We start from the raw sequence: 20,381 nt of genomic DNA on the forward strand, positions 1-20,381 counted from the left end.
AATTAAGGCTCCGCGTCTCGGCCGAAATTGACGGCCAGGATGGTGCAGGGTTTGCCGCCGCTGGCCATCAGCGTCAGCTGTCCCCCGTCTTCCCATCGCGTTTCGATTGGCTGGTCGAGCACGCCAGTGCGCAAGGGCGCTGGCTCTCCGGCGGTGTCACCCGCACGGTAGTAGATCAGCTCGTCCAGAAAGGTTTCGTCTGACCCGGCCTTCAGGGTCCCTGTGTCCAGAACCGCGATGCCGCAACTGTCCACGCGCATCTTGCGGCCCATGGCCGAACCATCCTGCGCATTAACGGGAAACGGCAGCGTTTTCGCCCTCGCCTCCACGTTCAGCCCGACCAGGATCTTTTCCGCTGTCTGGCCATTCGGCAGGCTCGCTTCTCCGGCGGTGACAGTTGCCGGATAGTCGGTCCCATCGGCATAAAGGATCACCTCTTCGCCTTCCAGATGCTGAAGTCCCGAGACCGTGTTTGCCGGCAGGCCTTCGTAGCGCGCACCGCAATCGAGATGCCATGCGTCCTCGATAGCGTCGCACAGAAAAGGCCGCTGCATGATTTCGATATACCGCCTTCTCTGTCCATTGATGGTCCGCTTCACGATCATCCAGACCGTATCCGCCCCGGCCCCCGAAAGATCGGCCATACATTCCACCACACCACCGAAATCGTGGCGCTGCATGCCATAAACCTGCTGCTGGCGTTCATAGGTGAAGCCGATCCCACGGCCTTTCTGGTCCCACTGCCAGATGACGCTATCGGGATATTGCTGGTAGCAGGCCCCGGCGATACCGCTTTGAAACAGATGCGACTGCACCTCGCTCAGCGCCTGAGACACCCGGCCATCGGAGCCGAAGTCATAGGCCATTTCGCGCATGTCGGTTCCATAAGGGCCGTAGTAGATCAGCACCGACCCCACCTTGATCGGGCTGACATCATTGGTACCGAAATTCGTCTCAGGCTTCTGGTCGACATTCTCCGGCCCGTAAGGGTCCTGATCGGTCGCCTTGCCGACGGCACGCACCGCGCGGGTCGTGCCGACAATCAGATCGTTGTCGTCGACCAGCCACTTGATCCGGTTCACCTGTCCGGAAAGAATGCCCGCGGTCACCGCGTCGGATGCCTTCAGGACATGGGATACGGAAAAATTGGTGAAGTCCTCCGTCTGGCTTTCCCAGATCTTCTGTGGTTCCTCGCTGGTGCCCGCGAAGGCGAGACGGTTCTTGTGCCAGCCGATCGTTTCCGGCCATCCCGTCGTGCCGGACCATGCCCCCAACCGCCAGATGCTTTGTGCCTTGGTGTCCTGCAGCGCCTGGCCGAAAAGCTGCACCTTGACCGAGGTTGCCGACTGGCGGCTGTGGATCCGGAACCAGCGCCAGAACCCGTCCGACCCGCGAAACCGGATATGCCGCCCGACGTCAGACGACTGAAAGCCGGCACCTCCATTGATCCCTGCAGTGCCTGATGCGGTCAGCGTGAAGGGGTTCTGATCGTTGCCAGCCTGGTGAAACACCAGTTGCCCGATCGCGGAATTGTCCGAAGCCGATCCGCCTCCTTGCGTGAAGCTCAGCCGGTAATGAGTAAAGGCGGTTTCGTTGTGAAAATCATATTCCCGCCATTCGTTGGAGGCCCAGGTATCCTGACCGTCCTGCGTATCCAGAATTGTCCAGTCGGAGCCGTTGTTCGACGCCTCGATGTTCCACTGCCAGGGCATGTCGTCATTCTGGCTGTTGTCGTTCGGCGCCTGCAGCATGTAGGCGTCGATCACGACACTGCCGGGGAACTGGTATTGCACCCAACCCGTTGCCCCGGATGAAAGCACTGTCTTGCCCTCCGACCGGCTGAACACCTGCCACGCCGAAGCGCTGCCGTTGGAGGCAGACACCGTCCCGCTCGGGGCTGTATTTGATGTCATTTTCGGAACGGCATTGCCCGTGCCGGCCGGTTTCAGGTTCGTCGGCGAGATATTGACGTCCAGATAGGGCCCGTCCCTGAACGACATCGGTTCGATCGCCCAGGAAAGTTCCGACAACCGCTTGAGCGCCTGCGGGGCAACGCCGCCACCAGCGATGAACAGCGTGTCGGTCGACTGTACGAATTTCAGCCGTGGCAAAACCTCGGAGGAATAGGGTGTCGCAACCTCCACGGTGCCGACCCGCCCCTCGCTGGTGAATATTCGAAACATGTGGTCGCCGAACTCAAGCATGTAATATTGACCGTTTCCGAACTCGAACGGGATCAACCAGCCTTGCCGACTGCTGTCCTTCAGCTCTGCAATAAATTTGGTGCCGCCGCGCCGGCGCAGGCCGCCGCGTTTCAGTGTCAGAAAATTCCGGCATTCGGCCAGGGAGGACCGGAACAGCTCCAGGTCCGAACGATAGATCAGCTCCGGGTCGAGTTCCCCCCTGCTGAACGTGGCTTGAAGGTGATAGCTCATCTGTTTGCAATGATATCCAGGTCAATCATGGGCAGCGGCGTGCCCTGCAGGGCATCGGATGTTCCGGCCTGGTCGAAGGCTTCCCGCGCCGCCTGGCGCAAGGCTTCCGCACGGCTGTTCTTTCCGGTGATCGAATGGGCGCAGCCCGCCGCCAGAAACAGGGCGAACCCGTTCACGAACAGCGGGGCGAATTCGGCCTCCCGCACCACCCGGCGCACATGGCGGAGCGGAAACGGCGGCGGATGATCCGACATGATGCGCTGGCCCACCACTTCGAAGGGAATGATCGTCCCTCCCGGCGATCCGCCAACACTCTGCTGCGGAATGCGAAGCGTGTCGGCCGGCAGCTTGTACTGGTAGGCCCAGCGAAACGGCGGTTTTTCGGTTTCCGCAGGCAGGTTCACCAGCTCGATGGCAAAGTCCCAGTCGTGCATGGCCAAATAGGCATCCCGGTGCGCTGCATAATGGTTCCTGAACCAGCGCGACGCCACGGAGGAAAAATCGAAGTCGCGGATGGGCGCTTCCTTCAGATGCGCAAGCGCAAGGTTCGCCATCTCAACGGCTGTGTTGACGGTTCCCGACATGAAACAGTTTCCTTGAAAGGGTCAGGCGGCGGCAAGGTCGCCGGCTTTGGCCTCATAGGCAGCAAGCGCCTGAACAGCCTCGTATTTGTTGGCGGCCTTCACGCCGGCATAATCCGCGGCCATGGCCTGCTGGGTCTTCCAGTGCTCCTTGCGCCAGCCTTTGGGCAGCGGCTTTTCGGCCTGTGGCTGCCTTGCTGCCCTTTGCTTGCGGTTCCAGTCCGCGGCCAGCGCATCCGCCAGGTGTTCCTGCCGCTTTTCGGCCTCGGTTTTGGGTGGGGCGCACCGGGCCAGAAAATCGGCTTCGTGTTGTTCTTCCAGGCGCTGGAGATGCCGCAAGCGGCGCATGATGATCTCGTCCATGTCTGGCCTCTTTTTCGAGAAAATGAAAAAGGGCGGCAAACGCCGCCCGAAGAAGTTTGGCAGGCCCTGACTTGATCAGGCCCATGAGGGGTCGAACCGACCAAACAAAAAGCCCGCAGGAAAGGCTAAGGGCAGAAACGTCGATCGGTCCAAAAACGTTGGGGTGGATGTCTGCGGTCGCTCGCCTCCAGACTGCCCGCTGGGTACGCTGTCAGATGTTCACCTTCAGGCAGGCCAGCTTCACGTTCTTGCGGTTGTATTTCCGGTCCCAGTTGGCCGCGTTGCGCAGTTCGGCCAGGCTCGCTCCCTGGGATTTGGCAAGAGAAGACGCCGTGAAATCCATTCCGGCCGGATGGATCAGCTCGAAACGGCGGGTGGTCAGATAGTCGGCACCGCCGCCGTCGCCAATGTCCGGATCACGAGTGATTTCTGTGCCTTCGTTGCCGTAGATCGTCGAGCGGCTCGGCACTTCGTCGATATGCATGAAAGCACCCGGCGCGAACAGGAAGCAGGAATATTCGTCCGAATTGGCCCCGGCCGTCACCGGCATCATTTCCGAATGCACCACCATCATGCCAGCGTAGTAAGGCACCTCGAACGGCGCTTCGGACGGTTTCTTGAACTCGATCTTTTCGTCGTCCAGAAGCGTGCCGTAAACGAAGCTGTGCATGGCGATCACGCGCAGGTCGTCCAGGTTCTCACCCATGGTCAGGCGCGCCCGGTTGATCGCCTGATAGCTGATGCGGTTGGCGGCCGTCGGCGAACCGACATCGGAATAGATGGAATAGACCATGTCGCCGCTGTCATTGGCCACATTGTCGGCGATCACGCCTTCTGCCGTCGCGATGATGCGCTCTTCCTTGCGGCGCCCCCAGTAGGCGCTGATCCGTTCGGCCACCCGGTTCATGGCGCTGTCGCCTCGCCCCGTTGCGGCATAGCTTGCCACCGTCTTGGCACCGTATTTCTTGGCCAGGCGGTGCTTGTAGGCCTTCATGTCACTGGCGGTGATCTTGCTGACACCGATCTTGTTATCACTGTCGTCGATCACCGTCGGCTCGGCATCGTCGAGGTCTTCCCAATAGGGCACTTCAATCTGGTTGCCACCGGCCTTGAAGCGCTTGCCGATTTCCGGTGCCGGACCGGCCAGAATGCCGGATTTTTCCAGCATGATCAGCTTGGCCGGCTTGTTCTCCGCCATATAGGGGGTGAACACACGCGGGACGACGATGTCTGAAATTTGAGATGTCATTGAATTTCCTTTGATTTTGACAATTTTCCGGCTCTAACGGACTGCTGTCGATGGCGCACGTTTCCTCGCCATGGCCGCAGGCAATTTGCCAAAAAGTCGCCCCTTCCAATTTTGAAGTAGCTGAAGCAACGTTCCGGTTGAAAAAAGAAATACGCAGTTTTGGAGGACTTCCGTTTCCTCGATTAACGGGGCAGAAATCGCTCAAAGCGGGTAAGATCGCTCAGCCGAGGTGGCAATATCGCGATGACAGTCACAGGCCTGCGTTGCTTTGACGGCAAAGCGCACAAAGGACTTCGCAAGTGAGCAAGGATCTGGCGTCTGATGGATCCGATTTGTGAGGTAATGCATCGGACCACGTAAATTTGAGGGGTCGTTCAGTTAAACGACAACACCCTTGAACCCGAACAACTCCGGGTTTCGTCCAGCAGAAAGGATAAGCTGCTTCGCCTTCGTCGGCTGATGGTCCAAAAGGAAGGCCTGCTGTTTGAGGTCGGGTTTTCTCACGTCGAATGGATTTGCATTCTTCAGATTATCAGGCTGGAGCATAGAGCGAGCTCTACTCGGTTTGGCGCTCGGAATGGGACCGTTCTCAAAAGCCTCACCGCTCTTCGGTTCGCTCAAGGATGGCGGCGGAATATCACTTTCGCCACGCAACGCGGGCTGACTATCCCTCGAACGGTTGTCATCCGCTGCCAAATGAGGTCTCGGCATCGGAAACGGAGCAGCAACATGGTTTCGTAATCTGTTGCCATGCGCCGACTGACCATCCAATTCAGGATCTGACTGCGCCGATCCTGCAGGTAAGACATCTTTGTTGCCGATCAGATCTTCGGTAAAGCCTGGGACTGGTTTTTCAAATTGATGCCTTGTTGAATTCAGCAATTCCTGTGGCGAAATCCCGAAAGACTTCAGGACCGTCCCCGCCACGCTGTTGCTATTTTGGTTGTCGATTCTGTAATCAAGGTTTTGAGCATTGATCCGATCAATAGCCCTGCGAGCTCTTATCCTGTATGCCTCGATTTCAGCCGGCGTCCCCGCGATAATTGTTGTCTGGTTGTCGACGAGATGCCCCATCCTTGAAAAATTATCCAAGTGACCTTTGATCGTATCGCTTCCGTCCCAGGGTTTTCCTATTGGAATTATATTATTTTGCCTGTCATGTGAAAGTCCGTTGACTTCCCAGATCTGCTTGCCGGTTTCATCATGAGCTGTGATGACAATATGTGAGGCAACTCCAAACAGCTTGTACTCACCGATACGTATCGTTTGCTGTCCGTGATTATCCATTACTTGGCCCTTATCTAAATGTTGTCAGACCAACCGCCCTTTTCGCAATACCATTTCGGTGCGGAAATCAACGAACTTTCCGAGCCCTCCCGACTGAGGCAAAGCTCACCTTTTCGGGATTTTTTTTGCGTATAAATATACGGGGGAGGCGGTGGAAAACCGAGAAATGCGGCGGTTCTTTTGTCGGCATATTCTTGCTTCACGACATAAGTCATATCTTGAGTTTTGTCGCAAATTCTCACTATTCGAAAATATTCGTTGTATACGCGAGAAATCCTCTCCTGATCCGCGCCAGCAAGACCGGTTTTCATTTCTTTCTCAAGCCGTTCGAAAATCGGTCCGGGATCACAGGCCGAAACCACCGTTTTCCCGTTTGCACCTGATAAATTTCTCTCTTCATCTGACGCACAGGCAACGAGAAACAGGCCCAACAAAATGCCCGATAGTCTTGATAGTTTCACAATCGAACTCTCCGATTTCGATCTTTTGATACCGGCATATTGTTCATGATATGTTCCAAAAAACAACCATTAATTGCATCCGGTTAGAAAGCCAGGCCTTCGCACCGGAGACTGAAAAGATCGCCAGATTTTTCTGCCGGGGTGTCTGACCTGCTCCACAGACGGATTGCTGGCATCAGTTGGCACGATTGCTCATGGCACAGCACGACTTTGCAGGCAGGTGTCAGCTTGTGCAGGTTTATGGAAATGCGCAATAAACCGACACCTGCCAGCGAGTTTCATCTCTCTTCGAGCGCTGTGGAAAGTGGTAGGCTCGCAGGCCGCAGGAAGACCAAAGACTGCATCTTCAGGCACTGGAGCTGGTCGGCAGAACCGGGTTCGGCGCCGGAATAGACAACCATGGTATTTTCCTGTCCGCCGTCGTCAGACCCGGCGAACTCGAAGACCGATGTGCAAGGCGTTTCGAGAACCTTGTCCCGAAAGGAAAACTCGAAATCGCCGAACTTCGTCATTGGCGGCCCGAATTCGACGAGGGTGCCTCGACCGTCCGTGACCTTCATCAACTCAAAAATCGATAATCCGAGCGACTGAAAGAACTCTCCTTTCGGTGCAAGGACTTCAGTCAATTCCGTGCTGTTCTCGCCACTACCTTCTCCCGACCCCGGCTTCTTGGCCAGATCGACATTGAGAACGGTAATCGTGTTGGAAAGCTGGTAATCCAACACATCCACCGGAATGCTGTAATAGTCATTCCGTCCATAGGGCAGGTGCGAAATGCGATGCCCCGGGACATCCGGAAACTGCTCCGCATTTTGGTCGATTTCCTCAGGCGAGAAGCCCAGATAAACCACGCGGACGTCCTCCGCGACCCGCACCTTGAACGTGGCGGGATCGAGGCTTGATTTGACATAGCCCTCAATCTCCGATCGAAGAATTTCAGGCTGCTGTTCCCACGGGATGGCGGAACCATCTGCAGCCAGGCAAACCGACGGGAGAACAATGATCCCGGTCACTTTGAGAATTGCCCCTAATCCTTTGAAACAACGAAAGGTGCTTGTTTTCATTCCGGATCCCTCAAAATATGATCGCTCGCGAAGAAAAGCGTCGAAACGCTGAACAATCAGAATATGTTCATTATTTGTTCCAGATCAACCCTTAATTGAAATCGGCACGAAAACCTCTTCCGAAATCGGCGGCATTTTCAGAGACCGAACAACCGTGGATCCCGCCCCGCCGCGACGATCATCTGCCGCGCCCGCAAGGGGCTGTTTTCCAGAAGGTCCGACTGCTGCCTGAGGTCCGGATTGCCGGTCTCGAAGGGGTTGCCGCCCTCCCCACCCGCGCCGAAACCGTTCAGGCCGTCTTCCGCAAAGGCGCTGTCGTGGATGAAGGCGAGCAGCTTTACCGCCACGGGGTCCGTCACCTGCTGCAAACCGTCGCTGCCAGCCGTGGTCAGGGCGCCTTTTTCCGCAAACCATCCTGTCAGGTCCACCCCGGCCGTCTTCAGGGTGCTCAGCGCCCGGTCGGCCTTGGCAATGGCGTTCTGATAGCCGTCGCTGTCCGGTTCGCCATATTCCCTGACCAGGGACATGTGCGCGGCCTCGGCGGCCTCGCCCTGTTTCTGCGCTGCGTCAAAAGCCGCTTCCTCATGGGCGGAAAACTGCTCTGCCATCTTGCCCACCCACCGGTCGTGCAGCTTCTGCGCTGCCTCAGGGTGAAGCCCCGCCTCCTTGAACCAGTCTCCGGCTTCCCGCGCAAAGGCCTGGTCGTAGGGAAAGTTTTCCGGCAGCGTCTCGGGCATCTTGAAGCGATAGCCGTCCTTCGGCGTCCAACGGCTGGAAACATCGGCATAAAAGGCCGCCTGTTCCTCGCTGCCGGCATCTTCGCCCGGAACCTGAAGCGCCCCGGAAAGTCTGTCTTCCAGCGAGCGATAGCCTTCCAGAATGCCGGCGGTATCGCGCCAGCCATAGCTGGCGGCCATGTCCCGGTCGGCCTCGCTCAGGCTGTCGATGAAACCTCCCCCCTCCGAAGGGCGATGTGCCATACCATCGTGTCCAGAACCGGCGTGCCCGCCGGCCTCCGGTCCTGCTGCCGGCTCAATCGCGTCGTACATCGTCAATATTCCTCGTCAGTTTCGAACTCGGGCAGCATTTCCAGCCGGGCAGCTTCCTGCAGCGCGGCGTGCTCTTCCGGCGGAATGCGGATCATCGACAGGATGCGGGCATAAAGTGCCTTGCGCCCATCCAGATAACCGCCCGCCCTCGGCTCCAGGTTCACCGGGGGCGCCTGGTAGATGCCGCATTCGGCAGCCAGGTCCGCCAGCACGATTTCGCCGTCCGGACACAAAAAAACGGACCGATAGGCCCGTTCCAGCACTCCAGCCCGCTCCCGGCGCCGCCGGGCGGCTCGTTTGAGGCTACGCCAGACCATCCAGCCCTCCCTCGCCGCCCAGGGTCTGCAGAAGCGGCGCCCCGTCGCGGGCGATCCGCGCCATGCTTTCGCCTGTCGCAAGCTGCTGCTGTTGCTGCTGCTCGGCCGCCCGTTCCTGCCGCAGTGCCTCCACCTCTTCCGGTCGCCGCCTCAGCTTGGCGGGCAGCCCCAGCGCGCAGCGAGTCAGGTCATATTCGGCTTCCCGGTCGTGCAGATCCAGAATGGAGGGATCGGCCCCTGCTGCGATGCCGAGATATTCCTGGAAGCCCATGATCGCCTCGAAATGCCCGGCCTCGCGCATCTGGTCGATGGGTGCCGTCGGCGTCAGGGTCACATCGCCCTCCAGTACGCTTTGCGGCGGGGCAAGGGGCGACCCGGGGGCAAAAGCGCCCCTTCGGCCCAGAATGCCGATCTCCCGTTCGAACAAGGCTTCATTTCCGGCCATGATGTTGGTGGAGAACGGCCCGATCATGTCGGCCATTTCCTTGCGGCGGATATTGGCTTCCGTTGCCGTGCGGCCATTGCCTTCCAGCAGCGTCTGCCACAGGTCGCCATAAAGTCCCACCCGCAGCTTTTCGCGGATGGTCTCGATCTGCGCATCCGCCGCCCCCGGGTTCACCGTGTCAATCATCGGCCGGAACAGCGGCCTACCCTGCTCGTCGATCAGCCCGGGGTTGATCCGGCCGGGGTTGAGGTCAAGCTGGCGCTCCTGCGCATGGGTGGCGATCGGCGGGCGCACCGCCTGCGAACTGGCAATCAGCCCGTCTCGTGCCAGGCTCTGCAGGCTCTTGATGTCGCTCATCAGCTTTGCCTGCGGCGGCGAGCCATAGGGCGACAGCCCGTCCCGGTCCCACCGGCTGATCACCAGCGGATATTCGAAGAAGCCGCCCCGCCGGCAGATATGCCCGCTGTCTTCCTCGAAGTGGATGCTCTCGAACCGGGATTTCCTGGTGTCGGTTGCCTGGGCGTGACCGCCTTCGCGCACAAAGCAGGCATGCACGAAAGTGTAGTCCGTGTTCTTGCGCTTCGCGTCGGCCGCGTCTTCCTTCACCTTGGGCGACACCTTGCCGGCGTATTCCTTCACCGCCTGCCACGCCTTCAGCGTGCGCACCCGAAAGAACCCGCAATCGTTGCCCTGGGCATCGATGACCAGGTAAATCTCGTAAAGCGGCACATAGCGGTAGTGAACCGGCGTGCGGATATCGGCCAGGCTGTCCTCGTTTTCGACCGGAAACAGCACACCCGTTCCCAGTTTCACGGTGGACAGCAGGCGCGAGCGGTTGGCCAGCGCAAAGCCGGAACGCCCCGAATACCGCACACGGAACAGGTGATCGCGCACCAGTTCGAAAAACTCCTCGTCCGCCTGGCTGGGCGCCGGCGCAAACGGATCGCCGAAGCCGACCCCATGCCAGGGAAAGCCTTCGGGCATGGTCAGCGAGCCGATGCCGGAGGCAAGCCTGTCCAGCAGCCAGACGGCGGTCGGGTCGTACAGCTTGCGTGACCGGTCCCGGGCGGCAGACCCGCGCAGGGCGCTCATGCCATCCCGGGCGCTCACGCCGCCGGGCAGGTTGAAGGCCCGCTCCATGTCCGGCGCCGTATAGGTGACATAGTCCTGCCAGTCCGCCTCCACCCATTGGCGCTCCGCCCGGGCCGATTGCAGCTCGGTTTTCAGATCGTCGACAACTCCCATCACGCACGCCCCAAAAGTGTGACACCGGGCCGCGAGGCACTGCCGTAATCGGCAACGCCCAACGGGCCGGTCAGGTTGGTGGCCCGGGTGTTATAGGCGGCGGCCCGGCGCCGGCGCCCGTTTTCCTGCAGGTTGCGCGCCTGCCGCTGCGGGTCGGGTTCGCGCGGCGGCGGCGGTGTCGGTTCCGGGTCCGGCTGCTTGGAGCCTCCCCCACCAAACATGCACATGGGTGGTCCCTTTCTCTCAATGTCTTGAAAACGTGTAATCAGCGCCGCCTGCCGGCACGGCGGCAGCGCCTCAAGGCCGGTCCGCGCAAGCGGCCGGAAAAAGATCGAACGGACGTATCCGGCAGCGCCAAGGCGTTCCTGCCGGCCAAGCCGCAATTTTCCAAAGTACCGGTATGAGGTCTGTTTTAGCCCTGTTTTGACGAAGCGTCCAGCAAGGCCAGATGTCTGAACCTGTTGTTCAGACACGCATTTCCGGAAAGCTCTTGCCACTCAAAGGCTTTTTGAAGCTTCCCGGTTGTGCGCCCGAGGCGGTGTTTTTCACCGCGCCCCGGAGGAAGCTCCATCCACCGGCGCAGCTTTACCGGGCGCTGCGGCAGCCAGCGCCGCCGGAACGTTTCCAGCCGGTGCGGCAGGGGCCTGCCGCGCGGCCCGCCTGCTGTTGTTTGGGATGTGCGCCTGCCACGCCCTGTCCCGAACCCGGCCGACATTTGCCTGAAAGTCTTCCGTCAGCAAATGGCGCTGTCCGGTCTCGTCGTCATAGGTCAATGTCATGCGCGGGCCGTAGCCGTCCTCGTCCGCCGGGGCCTGCTGCCTGTCCCGGCCGGTCTTGTCATTTGGCATCAGATGCCATTTCGCGGCGCGCACACCCTGTGCTTTCAGCAGGTCCTCAACGTCCTTGCGCACGTAACCATGGCCGTCTTTTTCAAGATCCGGATAGGCTGTCTCGACCGGATATTTCAATACGGTTCCTGCCGCCTCCGGCGCGAAGGCCGAAAGACCCCACATCTGCTTGAACCGGTAAATCGCATAGTCCCGGGCAGCCTCCTTGTGGCCGCCCAGTTCGACATAGCTTTGCCTGAACAGCCTTTCGTAATCCGCAAGCGCTTCCGCCTCTTCGGCGGCAGTTCTGCCGATCTGCCGATATCGGTCATAGGAACTTTTCCGGGCCAGATCAGCAGATGCAGCCAAACCGGCCGAGGCGTCAGCAACATCGGCCGCCGTTGTGGCACTCACGCCGTCCAGCTTGCCGGTGCCCACTTCGGCCCCAACTGCGCTGGCTCCAGACACGCTGCCCTCAGACACGCCGTTTTGGCGCGCCTCCTCAAAACCAGGGGCCAGAATGGCGGAAGAGCCTGGCAGAACCGGCTTCTCGCCCAATGGCACTTGCCCGCCATCCATCAGGATGGTTTCAGAAGAAAGACTGCCGTCCTCCAGCCGCGGTGCCGTAAGCGGCGCATCTGTCGCCGCCACCGGGGCCGCCGACAACAGTTGCCTGACCTGTCCCCGGTGCAGCTCTGCGTCTCTCGTCAGGGTGTCAGTCAATTCTTCGCGTGTTGCGCCGCGGTTTGCGGCCTGCTCCACGGCTCCGCCGGCCTCAAGCGCGTTCTGTATCCCCTGCAGCGCCTGCAAGGCCTCTTCCTCACCCTCGCTGCCGGCAAACGCCCAGTCGATTGCGCTGCCCACCGCGCCTGTCAGCGCGTCCCGGCCATAAACGTAAGCGCCAAATGCCTCCGATCCTTCGACGGTTGTAGCAATTTCGGCCATTTTCCGGATCACCAGGTTGTCCGGATAGGCTTCGCCATAAAGCTGGGTCAAGGCGATAATGTCGTCCAGATTGCCCAGAACGTCCCAGGCCTTTTTCAGCGGCCCGACAGGCGTCAGCGAAACGGCCAGGTCGAGGCCCGCCTCCGCCGCCATGGACTTCAGATCGTCCTCTGTAAACTCCAGCCCCAGCTCTCTTGCCGCCTGCGCAAACGGTATGTTCCGCTCGTCCGCACGTGCCTGAACCTTGTTGAATATCACCGGCGCGGCAAGGCCAAGAACGAAAACCGGCGCGCCGTTCTTGACCAACTTCTTAAACCGCTTGCCAACGTTGAGTTCAATCGGTCGGTGAGCGTTCTTAATCTCGAGCGCTGCCTCGAAGCTTTCAGGAATCTTCGGGTGACTTTGCTCTAGATTGTGAAAAGCACCAAATTTTTGGCTAGTCGAGTTCGCTGCGTGAACAATTGTGTCGTGCTGTTGCGGTGTCAGCGGTACATCCGGATGGGTGAGCATCGAGATCATCAGGGATTTGAAACTCATCCGTCTGAATTTCATGCGCTCAAGTGCATTGTCGGCATTGAATTTGTTATCTAGAAAAGCACCGTCCGCACTAATAACGAGAAAATCGTACTTCTCTCTGTTGTTTCTATTCAGCATGAACTGCCGGACATCCATATCCCAGCCTTCATACCCCCCTCTGGACGAGTTTCGCCTATTATCCGGATCGAATTTCTTCTTGGCCCGCTCGGATTTCACCTCGGATGCTGTGAGGATCTTGTTGTTGTAAGTTCTTTTTTTCAACCAGCCATCGAAATGCGGCAGATATTCAATCGCAATATTGTTTGTGAGTTCTGTTGTTCCAACGCTTGGTACATAGAGAACCTTGTCGCCCAATCCAGCAACGGCATCAAGAACAGAAAATACTTTGTTCCTTATTTGTTCTTTTGGTAATTTTTTTTCGACAGTATAGGCGAGCAACGTCCCGACCTTGGCATGGTCGAGTGCAACGACTGTTTGCTTGCTCATCACAAGCCTCCTTCGTCTTGCTCGATGTAACCACTATCTAGCAAAAATTCGACACACGCCTTTGACCGAACAGATTCGTATTTTCCCGCAAGGACATCGCAGGCAGTAAACATACCAAAACTATACAGGTGCCTGGCTTCGTGAGGATACCCGGATTTCAGGCAGTACCATTCGTAAAAGTCTCCCATGAGTATGTGAGCCTCTAGTGGCCGGTTGTCCCATTCCGGATCCCCCCTGCCAACGGCTCCCCCATTGGCGTCAACAACTTTCAACCACTCCATTTGCTGAGCAGTCGCATCTCTAAGTTCCGGGTCTTTTAGCAGAAGTTCAGCAAAACGCTGCACTTGGGAGAGCCTGGTACTCACAAGGAAGACCTCTGGATCATGTCGATAGATATAATCGACCGCCTCTTGCCCCCCTTCTTCGTAATATGCCTGCAATTCTTCCCGCCAGCCGGTAATATCTTCAAAATCCGCCATGGGTGCTGTGTCCAAATTATCTCAAATGTTACTAATTGTTCCGAAACTCTCTCAGCCCCGTTTTGCGGTGGCGATCAATCCTTCCAGCCCGAAGTTTTTCATAATCGGGCTGATTTCATTGGCATCTATCGCAACAATCTTCTCCATCACGCCTCCTCCCCCGGAAAGGAGACAAAAGACGCATAGTTTTCCTTGATGAAGTCTCGGGCCTGTTCAGTTCTGAGTGATGTCAGCCTGCCCTCCTCCAAATCGATGGCCAGCCATGTCGCAACGATCATGTCCCTTTTGTCAAAGCGAACCGGAGCTTTCATCAGGTACCATTTCCTGAAATCGATAATGGTGTCATGAGCCTCGAGCGGGTTCAGCTCTACAAACTCATCATCGTGAACCTCCAGATCATGCTTTTCGGCATAGGCCGCAAACCAGATTTTCTTCCGTAAAGCCTCGTGCAGCTCTTCATCCCCGCGGATCAGTTCAACCATCTGCACGACGTTCTCATATGGAACTTTAATGCCACCGTAGCGCTTGTTGCCGGCAAAGAAGGCCCTGCCTTCTTCCGTTTTCTCAAATGCGGCCAGCTCTTCCCGCCAGCCGGTAATGTCGTCAAAATCCGCCATGGGTCCTATGTCCAAATCCATACCAAATGTTCATCAATTGTTCCGAAACACTCTTGCACACGACAGAAGCACTGCGTCTGCTTACGTCCGGAAAAATAACCTTCTCTCTCATTTCGCCCCCTTGTCTGAAAAGGCGATATCCGTCGAATGCTCTCTTTCAGCGTAAGCCCGGGTCTCCGGAGCCGCCAGGGATGGAAGCTCTCCGATCGCAACCCTGTAGGCTAAGCGCCGGCCGGGATCGAGGTTACCGTCATAGGGGATCTGCGTTTTCATCGCATACCAGCGTTCGAAGTCGTACACGGTTTCGTTGTCCGCCCACGGGCAAAGCTCATCAAACCCCTCATCATCCCGGCCAAAATCCGGATTGGCATTCAGATAATCGCGCCAAGCACCTGATTTCTTCAGCGCCTCAAGAACTTCCGGATGCCTGAGGAATAACTCTGCGAAATGGAGGATTGTTTCATATGGCAATTTGGGTGCCCGGGGTCTTGTTGGGCTCCACGAACTGTATTTGTCGAAAAAGGCCCTGCCTTCTTCCGTTTTCTCAAATGCGGCCAGCTCTTCCCGCCAGCCGGTAATGTCGTCAAAATCCGCCATGGGTCCTGTTTCCAAACTCGTCTCAAATGTTCACTAATTGTTCCAAAGCTCTTTCAGCCCCGTTTTGCGGTGGCGATCAATCCTTCCAGCCCGAAGTTTTTCATGATCGGGCTGATTTCACTGGCATCTATCGCAACAACCTTCTCCATCACGTCTCCTCCCCCGGAAAGGACACATAAAGCGGATAATTTTCCTTGATGAAGTCTCGGGCCTGCTCAGTTCTGAGTGATGTCAGCCTGCCCTCCTCCAAATCGATGGCCAGCCATGTCGCAACCATCATGTCCCTTTTGTCAAAGCGAACCGGAGCTTTCATCAGGTACCACCGTTCAAATGCAATAATGGTGTCATGAGCCTCGAGCGGGTTCAGCTCTACAAACTCATCATCGTGAACTTCCAGATCATGCTTTTCGGCATAGGCCGCAAACCAGATTTTCTTCCGTAAAGCCTCGTGCAGCTCTTCATCACCACGGATCAGTTCAACCATCTGCACAACGTTCTCATATGGAACTTTGATGCCACCGTAGCGCTTGTTGCCGGCAAAGAAGGCCCTGCCTTCTTCCGTTTTCTCAAATGCGGCCAGCTCTTCCCGCCAGCCGGTCAAATCTTCAAAATCCGCCATGGGTCCTGCGTCCAAATTCCCTAAAAAATGTTCATTCTTTGTTCCTGAGAGGATTGTGGTTGATCCAGTGAATTTTTGCAACCTGCCGCTGGAGCTTTCCTGAAGGCTTCCCTTGCCGCGGCCCTGGCTATCTTTTCTCTTCGACCGATGCTGCTGGTAATGCCCCCGCCTGACCGGCCAAAGCAGGCAGGGTCAGGCAGGCAGGGGCTCTTGCTGCGGCTCAGCTCATGAATTACCGGTTGCCAGCTCAAAACCTTCGTCGATCCAGCCGGTCACGCCACCTGCCATGATCTTCACCGGGCGTCCCAGTTCCGCAAGCCGCAACGCCCCCCGTGCGGCACCGTTGCAATGCGGGCCGGCGCAATAGGTCACGAACAATGTCTCCTCCGGCCACCTGGCCATCTTGGAACGGATGATCTTGCCGTGGGGAAGGTTGATCGCGCCGGGCACATGGCCTTTTTCGAACAGCGCCGGACTGCGCACATCCAGCAACACAAAGCCAGGCTCGCCCTGAAGGGCGTCGTGCACATCCCAGCAATCGGCCTCGAAGGTAAATTCAGCGGCAAAATGTTCCCTGGCGAGATCGCTCGGTGCGGCCGGAATAGCGGTGACATTGTTGGTCATGAAGGTCTCCTTTCCCGCTGTTTCTCGCCCGTCTGAACGCCGATTGGCAATTGGCGTGATTGACTATATACGTAAATATCATGACAAAAGACACAGCCCCTCAAACCGCGGCCCCCTCAGCTCTGGAAGGCCCGCTTGTTGTCGCCCTGCTGTACGATGGGCTCTGCACGTTCGAGTTCGGTATCGTCGCCGAGATATTCGGTCTGGCCCGCCCCGAATTCGGCGCCGACTGGTACCGCTTCGCCAGTTGCCCGGTCGAGGAAGGCCCCTTACGCGCCCATGGCGGTCTGACACTTGTGCCAGACCATGGTCCGGAACGCATAGCCGAGGCGGACGTCATCGTCGTACCCGGTTGGAAAGGGGCGGATTGCCCGGTTCCCCAAGCGCTTGCCGAACGGCTTTGCGAGGCCCACAGCCGGGGCGCGCGGCTCGTGTCCATCTGTTCCGGTGCATTCGTGCTGGCAGCCACCGGTCTGCTCGACGGTCGCTCCGCCACCACCCATTGGCGCTACGCGAACAAGCTGCGCGAGCGGCACCCCGCCGTCACCGTCGACGAGGCCTCGCTCTACCGTCAGGAAAACCGGATCTACACGTCTGCGGGCAGCGCCGCCGGCATCGATCTGATGATCGAAATCATCCGCCAGGATTACGGGGCAGACAAGGCCAACTCCGTTGCGCGCCGCCTCGTCGTTCCCGCCCACCGCACCGGCGACCAGGCTCAGTTCCTGGAACGCCCCGTCGCTCATCGCGAGGGCAGCGAAATCGCACCGATTCTGGAGCGAGTCAGGCAGGCGCTGCAGACGGCCTGGACCATTGAAACCATGGCGGCCCTCTGCCGCCTCAGCCCGCGCACCTTCCAGCGCCGCTTCACCGAAGCAACGGGAATGACGCCGGGCGAGTGGCTGGTACAGGAGCGTCTGGAAGCCGCCAAGGAGATCCTCAGCCGGGGCGACGACGACATGGAAACGATCGCGGCCCGCGTCGGCTTCGGCAGCGCCCACGCGCTCCGCCACCACTTCCGCAAGAAACTCGGCCTGCGCCCGACCGACTACCGCATCCGCTTCGCTGCCCGCACGGCCTGATGCCAGCGGCCCTGCCCCAGCAGTATTGTCCCAGCAGACTTATCAAAGCGGCGGACCATGGACATATTTCCCGAACGCGACAACCTTCCCAAACGTAATCTAAGTATTTCCTCCGAACCGGATCCTTGTTAGCCTGATTTTGAATAATTCAACCGGCGGGGAAAGCCATGAAACCGGATATTTTTCACCTGGTTCTTATCAGGCCAACGAAATATGACGACAACGGCTATCCGATTCACTGGCACAAAACTTCGATACCGGCCAATTCACTTTCCTGTCTTCTCGGAATTTCCAGGGATTGCGAACATAGGCAGGTTCTGGGGCCTGAGGTGGAAATGGTCATCCAGGCAATTGACGAAGGCAACAGCCGCATCCGACCGGATCAGTTGATCGCCGGTATTCAGCGGCGGGGCGGTAAGGCCCTCATCTGCTTCACCGGCGTCCAGAGCAACCAGTTTCCGAGAGCTGTCGATCTTGCTCGCCCATTTCTCCTGGCCGGCCTCCCGGTTTGCATCGGCGGCTTTCACATCACCGGCTGCATGGCCATGCTGCCGCAGATGCCTGCCGATATGCGCGAAGCCGCAGATCTCGGCATCAGTTTTTTTCTGGGCGAGGCCGAAGGCGGCCGGTTCGACCCGGTCCTGCGCGACGCCTATGCAGGCAAGCTGAAACCCATCTACGATCACCTGAAGGACTTGCCGTCCCTGCCCGGTGAGCCGGTGCCCGTTGTCGATCGGGCGCAGGTCGAAAAATCGACTCTTGGCTATGGCAGTTTCGATCTCGGCCGTGGCTGCCCCTTCGAGTGCAGCTTCTGCTGCATCATCAACGTCCAGGGGCGCGGCAGCCGGTTCCGATCGACGGAGGATCTGGAGAATATCATCCGCGACCACGCAAGAATCGGGGTCACCAAGTTCTTTGTCACCGACGACAATTTCGCCCGAAATCGCAACTGGGAAGCCTTTCTCAACACGCTCATCCGCATGCGGGAAGACGAAGGTCACACATTCACGCTGATCATCCAGGTTGACACCCTCTGTCACAAGATCCCGAATTTTATCGAGAAATGCGTACGTGCCGGTGTTGATCAGGTTTTTATCGGCCTGGAAAACATCAATCCGGACAATCTGGCAGGCTCCAAGAAACGGCAAAACAAGATCACCGACTACCGGGAGATGTTCCTGGCCTGGAAGAAACACCCGGTCATCCTGACCGCCGGTTACATCATCGGCTTTCCCAACGACACCCGCGCCTCGGTCCTTCACGATATCGACGTCCTCAAGCGGGAGCTTGCCGTCGATATCCTGTCGCTCTCCATCCTGACGCCCTTGCCCGGCTCGGAGGATCACCGCGATGCGGTCGCCGCCGGCACCTGGATCCATCCGGACCTCAACCGGTACGACCTCACACACAATGTCATCCGCCATCCGAACCTGCCCGGGGAGGAACTGGACAAGCTCTATCTGGATGCCTGGGCCAGCTTCTATTCACCGGACCATTGCCGCACGATTCTGCGCCGGGCTGCCGCCCTCGGCAGCAACAAGAAGATCGCCACCATGAATCGGCTGATCATTTACGGAACCGCGTCCCGGCTGCACAATGTGTTTTCGCTCGATGGCGGCTTTCTGCGACTGAAATACCGCAAGGACCGCCGCCAGGGCCTGCCTCTGGAAAATCCGTTGATCTTCTATCCGAAATATTATCTCGAAACCCTGCGGAACCTTGCCATCCTGACTGCCACCCACTGGCGCTATCTGCGTTTCATCAGGAAACTCTGGTCAGATCCGAACCGCTTCGCCTATTCCGATCAGGCAATTGCATCGGTGGAAAAGGCCGAGTTCGAAACGCTGGAACTCTACACCGCGACCCGCGGCGGCCGTCAGGCAGTTGCCACCCATCGGAAAATGGAAGGCATCAAGCAGCGCGCGCGCGGAACGAAGGTGGCAAAAGCTTAAATCGTCTGCAGATACTTCTGCAGTTTCTCGCGTTGCGGATAGTCCGCGAGGAAGTTGTCCGAGTTCACCTGAAATATGCCGTCCACGGTCACCACCGTGCCGCCCGGTTTGAAATGCGCCGCGCAGAAAAACGGCAAGCCGGGCTTCTTCAGGTCCCACTGCAGAAAACCGCCGCCCATCGGATATTGATCGCGCGGGGCCATATGTTCGTCATGCCGGATCGTGGGCATGACCTTCACCAGACGCTTCGGCCCGGTCACGGTTGCAAGGCTCAGGGCGCGGGTCTGCAGATCGCGGTATCCCGCAGCGCCGCGGTCCGCCAGAATGCCGTCATGCACGGTCGCGCGCCGCCTGTCCGCCTCCTGCGTTTCCTCCGGCAGGCCATACCGCCCGCCTGATCGCAAGGTCGTGCCCTGAAACTCGAACACTTCCGGCAGCGGCAAGTGCTTGAGGACCAGCAGCTTGAACCCCTGGTCCAGGCGGCCCTTGTGATAACCGATGTTTTCCTCGGTCCTGCGATAATCGGACAGAACGATGGCATTCAGTTGAGAGATATTGCCTGCGAAATGTTTCGTCATCTGCCCGACGGGCAGATCATCCTTGGATGAAGACAAGGCTGAGCCTCCAGATAAAAACGTCAAAATAGCAATGGCCGGACGCTACCAGCCTTCCCGGTTTCGAACAACGCTCATGGCCGCTTGTCCCCCCTTGCCCAGGCATAGACATAAAAGTCCTCCCCGCCCCGGCCATAGGCTCTCAGCCGCCCTTCCCGTGTTGCGCCCAGCGCCTCGATCCAGCCGTGGGCAATGTCATGATTTTCCAGCGTAATCACCTGCAGCCGCCGGCAATCCCGTTCCACAATCTGCCGGAGATCCAGCAAGTGCCGTGTGATCGCCGGCACACATCGGCGGAATCGGTCCGTGCCGAAGGCCCAGGCCTGCCAGTGGTCCGGATCGAAGGCGGATGCCCGGCTGAAGCCATAGGCCGCCGCCGGCTGGCCGTCGTACCAGAGCGACCACACCATGCCCGGCACCGCCGTCTGCAACGCGCAGGCCGCCAGTGCGCGCGTGTCCCATTCCTTCCACAGACAGGCGATCTCGCGCAGGTCCTGATCGCGCAT

At 58.4% G+C, this 20,381-nt stretch carries 21 protein-coding genes; 2 read left to right on the forward strand and 19 right to left on the reverse strand.

Annotated features, from left to right (window positions below):
• Positions 1–2: 2 nt before the first annotated feature.
• The 17 genes from ACVDG9_RS17950 to ACVDG9_RS18030 form a co-directional block, all read right to left on the reverse strand.
• Positions 3–2,435 (reverse strand): phage tail protein, encoded by a 2,433-nt coding sequence (locus ACVDG9_RS17950; protein ID WP_447238607.1) that lies wholly within the window; start codon positions 2,433–2,435, stop codon positions 3–5.
• Positions 2,432–3,019 (reverse strand): phage connector family protein, encoded by a 588-nt coding sequence (locus tag ACVDG9_RS17955; protein ID WP_055655535.1) that lies wholly within the window; start codon positions 3,017–3,019, stop codon positions 2,432–2,434. The genes ACVDG9_RS17950 and ACVDG9_RS17955 overlap by 4 nt, the downstream gene beginning before the upstream one ends.
• 21 nt (positions 3,020–3,040) lie before the next feature.
• Positions 3,041–3,379 (reverse strand): hypothetical protein, encoded by a 339-nt coding sequence (locus ACVDG9_RS17960; RefSeq protein WP_062488068.1) that lies wholly within the window; start codon positions 3,377–3,379, stop codon positions 3,041–3,043.
• Positions 3,380–3,590: 211 nt separating this feature from the next.
• Positions 3,591–4,628, reverse strand: coding sequence for a hypothetical protein (locus ACVDG9_RS17965; protein ID WP_139314137.1), 1,038 nt, complete (start codon positions 4,626–4,628; stop codon positions 3,591–3,593).
• Positions 4,629–5,006: 378 nt separating this feature from the next.
• Entirely contained in the window at positions 5,007–5,915 is a 909-nt protein-coding gene (locus ACVDG9_RS17970) for a hypothetical protein (RefSeq protein ID WP_075282661.1), read from the reverse strand.
• A gap of 14 nt (positions 5,916–5,929) precedes the next feature.
• Entirely contained in the window at positions 5,930–6,376 is a 447-nt protein-coding gene (locus ACVDG9_RS17975; RefSeq protein ID WP_139314136.1) for a hypothetical protein, read from the reverse strand.
• Positions 6,377–6,654: 278 nt separating this feature from the next.
• Complete coding sequence (locus ACVDG9_RS17980; protein WP_139314135.1) at positions 6,655–7,440, reverse strand: hypothetical protein; 786 nt, start codon at positions 7,438–7,440, stop codon at positions 6,655–6,657.
• A gap of 137 nt (positions 7,441–7,577) precedes the next feature.
• Positions 7,578–8,420, reverse strand: coding sequence for a hypothetical protein (locus ACVDG9_RS17985; RefSeq protein WP_447238608.1), 843 nt, complete (start codon positions 8,418–8,420; stop codon positions 7,578–7,580).
• 71 nt (positions 8,421–8,491) lie between these two features.
• A complete protein-coding gene (locus tag ACVDG9_RS17990; RefSeq protein ID WP_006936039.1) occupies positions 8,492–8,806 on the reverse strand; it encodes a Bbp19 family protein in 315 nt (104 codons plus the stop codon).
• Positions 8,793–10,496, reverse strand: coding sequence for a portal protein (locus tag ACVDG9_RS17995; protein WP_447238609.1), 1,704 nt, complete (start codon positions 10,494–10,496; stop codon positions 8,793–8,795). The genes ACVDG9_RS17990 and ACVDG9_RS17995 overlap by 14 nt, the downstream gene beginning before the upstream one ends.
• Positions 10,496–10,717, reverse strand: coding sequence for a hypothetical protein (locus tag ACVDG9_RS18000; protein ID WP_006936041.1), 222 nt, complete (start codon positions 10,715–10,717; stop codon positions 10,496–10,498). The genes ACVDG9_RS17995 and ACVDG9_RS18000 overlap by 1 nt, the downstream gene beginning before the upstream one ends.
• 324 nt (positions 10,718–11,041) lie before the next feature.
• Entirely contained in the window at positions 11,042–13,291 is a 2,250-nt protein-coding gene (locus tag ACVDG9_RS18005) for a hypothetical protein (protein WP_447238610.1), read from the reverse strand.
• Positions 13,291–13,770, reverse strand: coding sequence for a hypothetical protein (locus ACVDG9_RS18010; RefSeq protein ID WP_023000427.1), 480 nt, complete (start codon positions 13,768–13,770; stop codon positions 13,291–13,293). Before ACVDG9_RS18010 ends, ACVDG9_RS18005 begins: the two co-directional genes overlap by 1 nt.
• A 146-nt stretch (positions 13,771–13,916) precedes the next feature.
• On the reverse strand, positions 13,917–14,387 hold the full coding sequence (locus ACVDG9_RS18015) for a hypothetical protein (RefSeq protein WP_075282655.1): 471 nt from the start codon (positions 14,385–14,387) through the stop codon (positions 13,917–13,919).
• 108 nt (positions 14,388–14,495) lie between these two features.
• Complete coding sequence (locus ACVDG9_RS18020; RefSeq protein WP_152505966.1) at positions 14,496–14,984, reverse strand: hypothetical protein; 489 nt, start codon at positions 14,982–14,984, stop codon at positions 14,496–14,498.
• 148 nt (positions 14,985–15,132) lie between these two features.
• The gene (locus ACVDG9_RS18025; RefSeq protein WP_296602900.1) at positions 15,133–15,603 is read right to left on the reverse strand and encodes a hypothetical protein; all 471 of its coding nucleotides are present in this window, start codon (positions 15,601–15,603) and stop codon (positions 15,133–15,135) included.
• A 225-nt stretch (positions 15,604–15,828) separates the two neighbouring features.
• Positions 15,829–16,227, reverse strand: coding sequence for a rhodanese-like domain-containing protein (locus ACVDG9_RS18030; protein ID WP_168684617.1), 399 nt, complete (start codon positions 16,225–16,227; stop codon positions 15,829–15,831).
• A gap of 80 nt (positions 16,228–16,307) precedes the next feature.
• Between ACVDG9_RS18030 and ftrA the strand changes: the two genes are divergently transcribed.
• Entirely contained in the window at positions 16,308–17,309 is a 1,002-nt protein-coding gene (gene ftrA, locus ACVDG9_RS18035) for a transcriptional regulator FtrA (RefSeq protein ID WP_447238611.1), read from the forward strand.
• A gap of 167 nt (positions 17,310–17,476) precedes the next feature.
• On the forward strand, positions 17,477–19,261 hold the full coding sequence (locus ACVDG9_RS18040) for a B12-binding domain-containing radical SAM protein (RefSeq protein ID WP_055655571.1): 1,785 nt from the start codon (positions 17,477–17,479) through the stop codon (positions 19,259–19,261).
• Here ACVDG9_RS18040 and ACVDG9_RS18045 read toward each other — a convergent pair.
• Both ACVDG9_RS18045 and ACVDG9_RS18050 read right to left on the reverse strand, forming a co-directional pair.
• Complete coding sequence (locus ACVDG9_RS18045; protein ID WP_023000419.1) at positions 19,258–19,875, reverse strand: hypothetical protein; 618 nt, start codon at positions 19,873–19,875, stop codon at positions 19,258–19,260. The genes ACVDG9_RS18040 and ACVDG9_RS18045 overlap by 4 nt on opposite strands.
• A gap of 74 nt (positions 19,876–19,949) precedes the next feature.
• A complete protein-coding gene (locus ACVDG9_RS18050) occupies positions 19,950–20,381 on the reverse strand; it encodes a hypothetical protein (RefSeq protein WP_447238612.1) in 432 nt (143 codons plus the stop codon).

Source organism: Roseibium sp. RP-7, from assembly GCF_053005225.1.

Excerpts from the sequence above, each read along its gene's own strand:
- ACVDG9_RS17970 (WP_075282661.1), bottom strand. The coding sequence starts at position 5,915 with ATGGATAATCACGGACAGCAAACGATACGTATCGGTGAGTACAAGCTG.
- ACVDG9_RS17995 (WP_447238609.1), bottom strand. The coding sequence starts at position 10,496 with ATGGGAGTTGTCGACGATCTGAAAACCGAGCTGCAATCGGCCCGGGCG.
- ACVDG9_RS17990 (WP_006936039.1), bottom strand. The coding sequence starts at position 8,806 with ATGGTCTGGCGTAGCCTCAAACGAGCCGCCCGGCGGCGCCGGGAGCGG.
- ACVDG9_RS18040 (WP_055655571.1), top strand. The coding sequence starts at position 17,477 with ATGAAACCGGATATTTTTCACCTGGTTCTTATCAGGCCAACGAAATAT.
- ACVDG9_RS17980 (WP_139314135.1), bottom strand. The coding sequence starts at position 7,440 with ATGAAAACAAGCACCTTTCGTTGTTTCAAAGGATTAGGGGCAATTCTC.
- ACVDG9_RS17965 (WP_139314137.1), bottom strand. The coding sequence starts at position 4,628 with ATGACATCTCAAATTTCAGACATCGTCGTCCCGCGTGTGTTCACCCCC.
- ACVDG9_RS18020 (WP_152505966.1), bottom strand. The coding sequence starts at position 14,984 with ATGGCGGATTTTGACGACATTACCGGCTGGCGGGAAGAGCTGGCCGCA.
- ftrA (WP_447238611.1), top strand. The coding sequence starts at position 16,308 with ATGACAAAAGACACAGCCCCTCAAACCGCGGCCCCCTCAGCTCTGGAA.
- ACVDG9_RS18005 (WP_447238610.1), bottom strand. The coding sequence starts at position 13,291 with ATGAGCAAGCAAACAGTCGTTGCACTCGACCATGCCAAGGTCGGGACG.
- ACVDG9_RS17950 (WP_447238607.1), bottom strand. The coding sequence starts at position 2,435 with ATGAGCTATCACCTTCAAGCCACGTTCAGCAGGGGGGAACTCGACCCG.
- ACVDG9_RS18050 (WP_447238612.1), bottom strand. The coding sequence starts at position 20,381 with ATGCGCGATCAGGACCTGCGCGAGATCGCCTGTCTGTGGAAGGAATGG.
- ACVDG9_RS18010 (WP_023000427.1), bottom strand. The coding sequence starts at position 13,770 with ATGGCGGATTTTGAAGATATTACCGGCTGGCGGGAAGAATTGCAGGCA.
- ACVDG9_RS18015 (WP_075282655.1), bottom strand. The coding sequence starts at position 14,387 with ATGGCGGATTTTGACGACATTACCGGCTGGCGGGAAGAGCTGGCCGCA.
- ACVDG9_RS18000 (WP_006936041.1), bottom strand. The coding sequence starts at position 10,717 with ATGTTTGGTGGGGGAGGCTCCAAGCAGCCGGACCCGGAACCGACACCG.
- ACVDG9_RS17985 (WP_447238608.1), bottom strand. The coding sequence starts at position 8,420 with ATGGCACATCGCCCTTCGGAGGGGGGAGGTTTCATCGACAGCCTGAGC.
- ACVDG9_RS17960 (WP_062488068.1), bottom strand. The coding sequence starts at position 3,379 with ATGGACGAGATCATCATGCGCCGCTTGCGGCATCTCCAGCGCCTGGAA.
- ACVDG9_RS18025 (WP_296602900.1), bottom strand. The coding sequence starts at position 15,603 with ATGGCGGATTTTGAAGATTTGACCGGCTGGCGGGAAGAGCTGGCCGCA.
- ACVDG9_RS18030 (WP_168684617.1), bottom strand. The coding sequence starts at position 16,227 with ATGACCAACAATGTCACCGCTATTCCGGCCGCACCGAGCGATCTCGCC.
- ACVDG9_RS17955 (WP_055655535.1), bottom strand. The coding sequence starts at position 3,019 with ATGTCGGGAACCGTCAACACAGCCGTTGAGATGGCGAACCTTGCGCTT.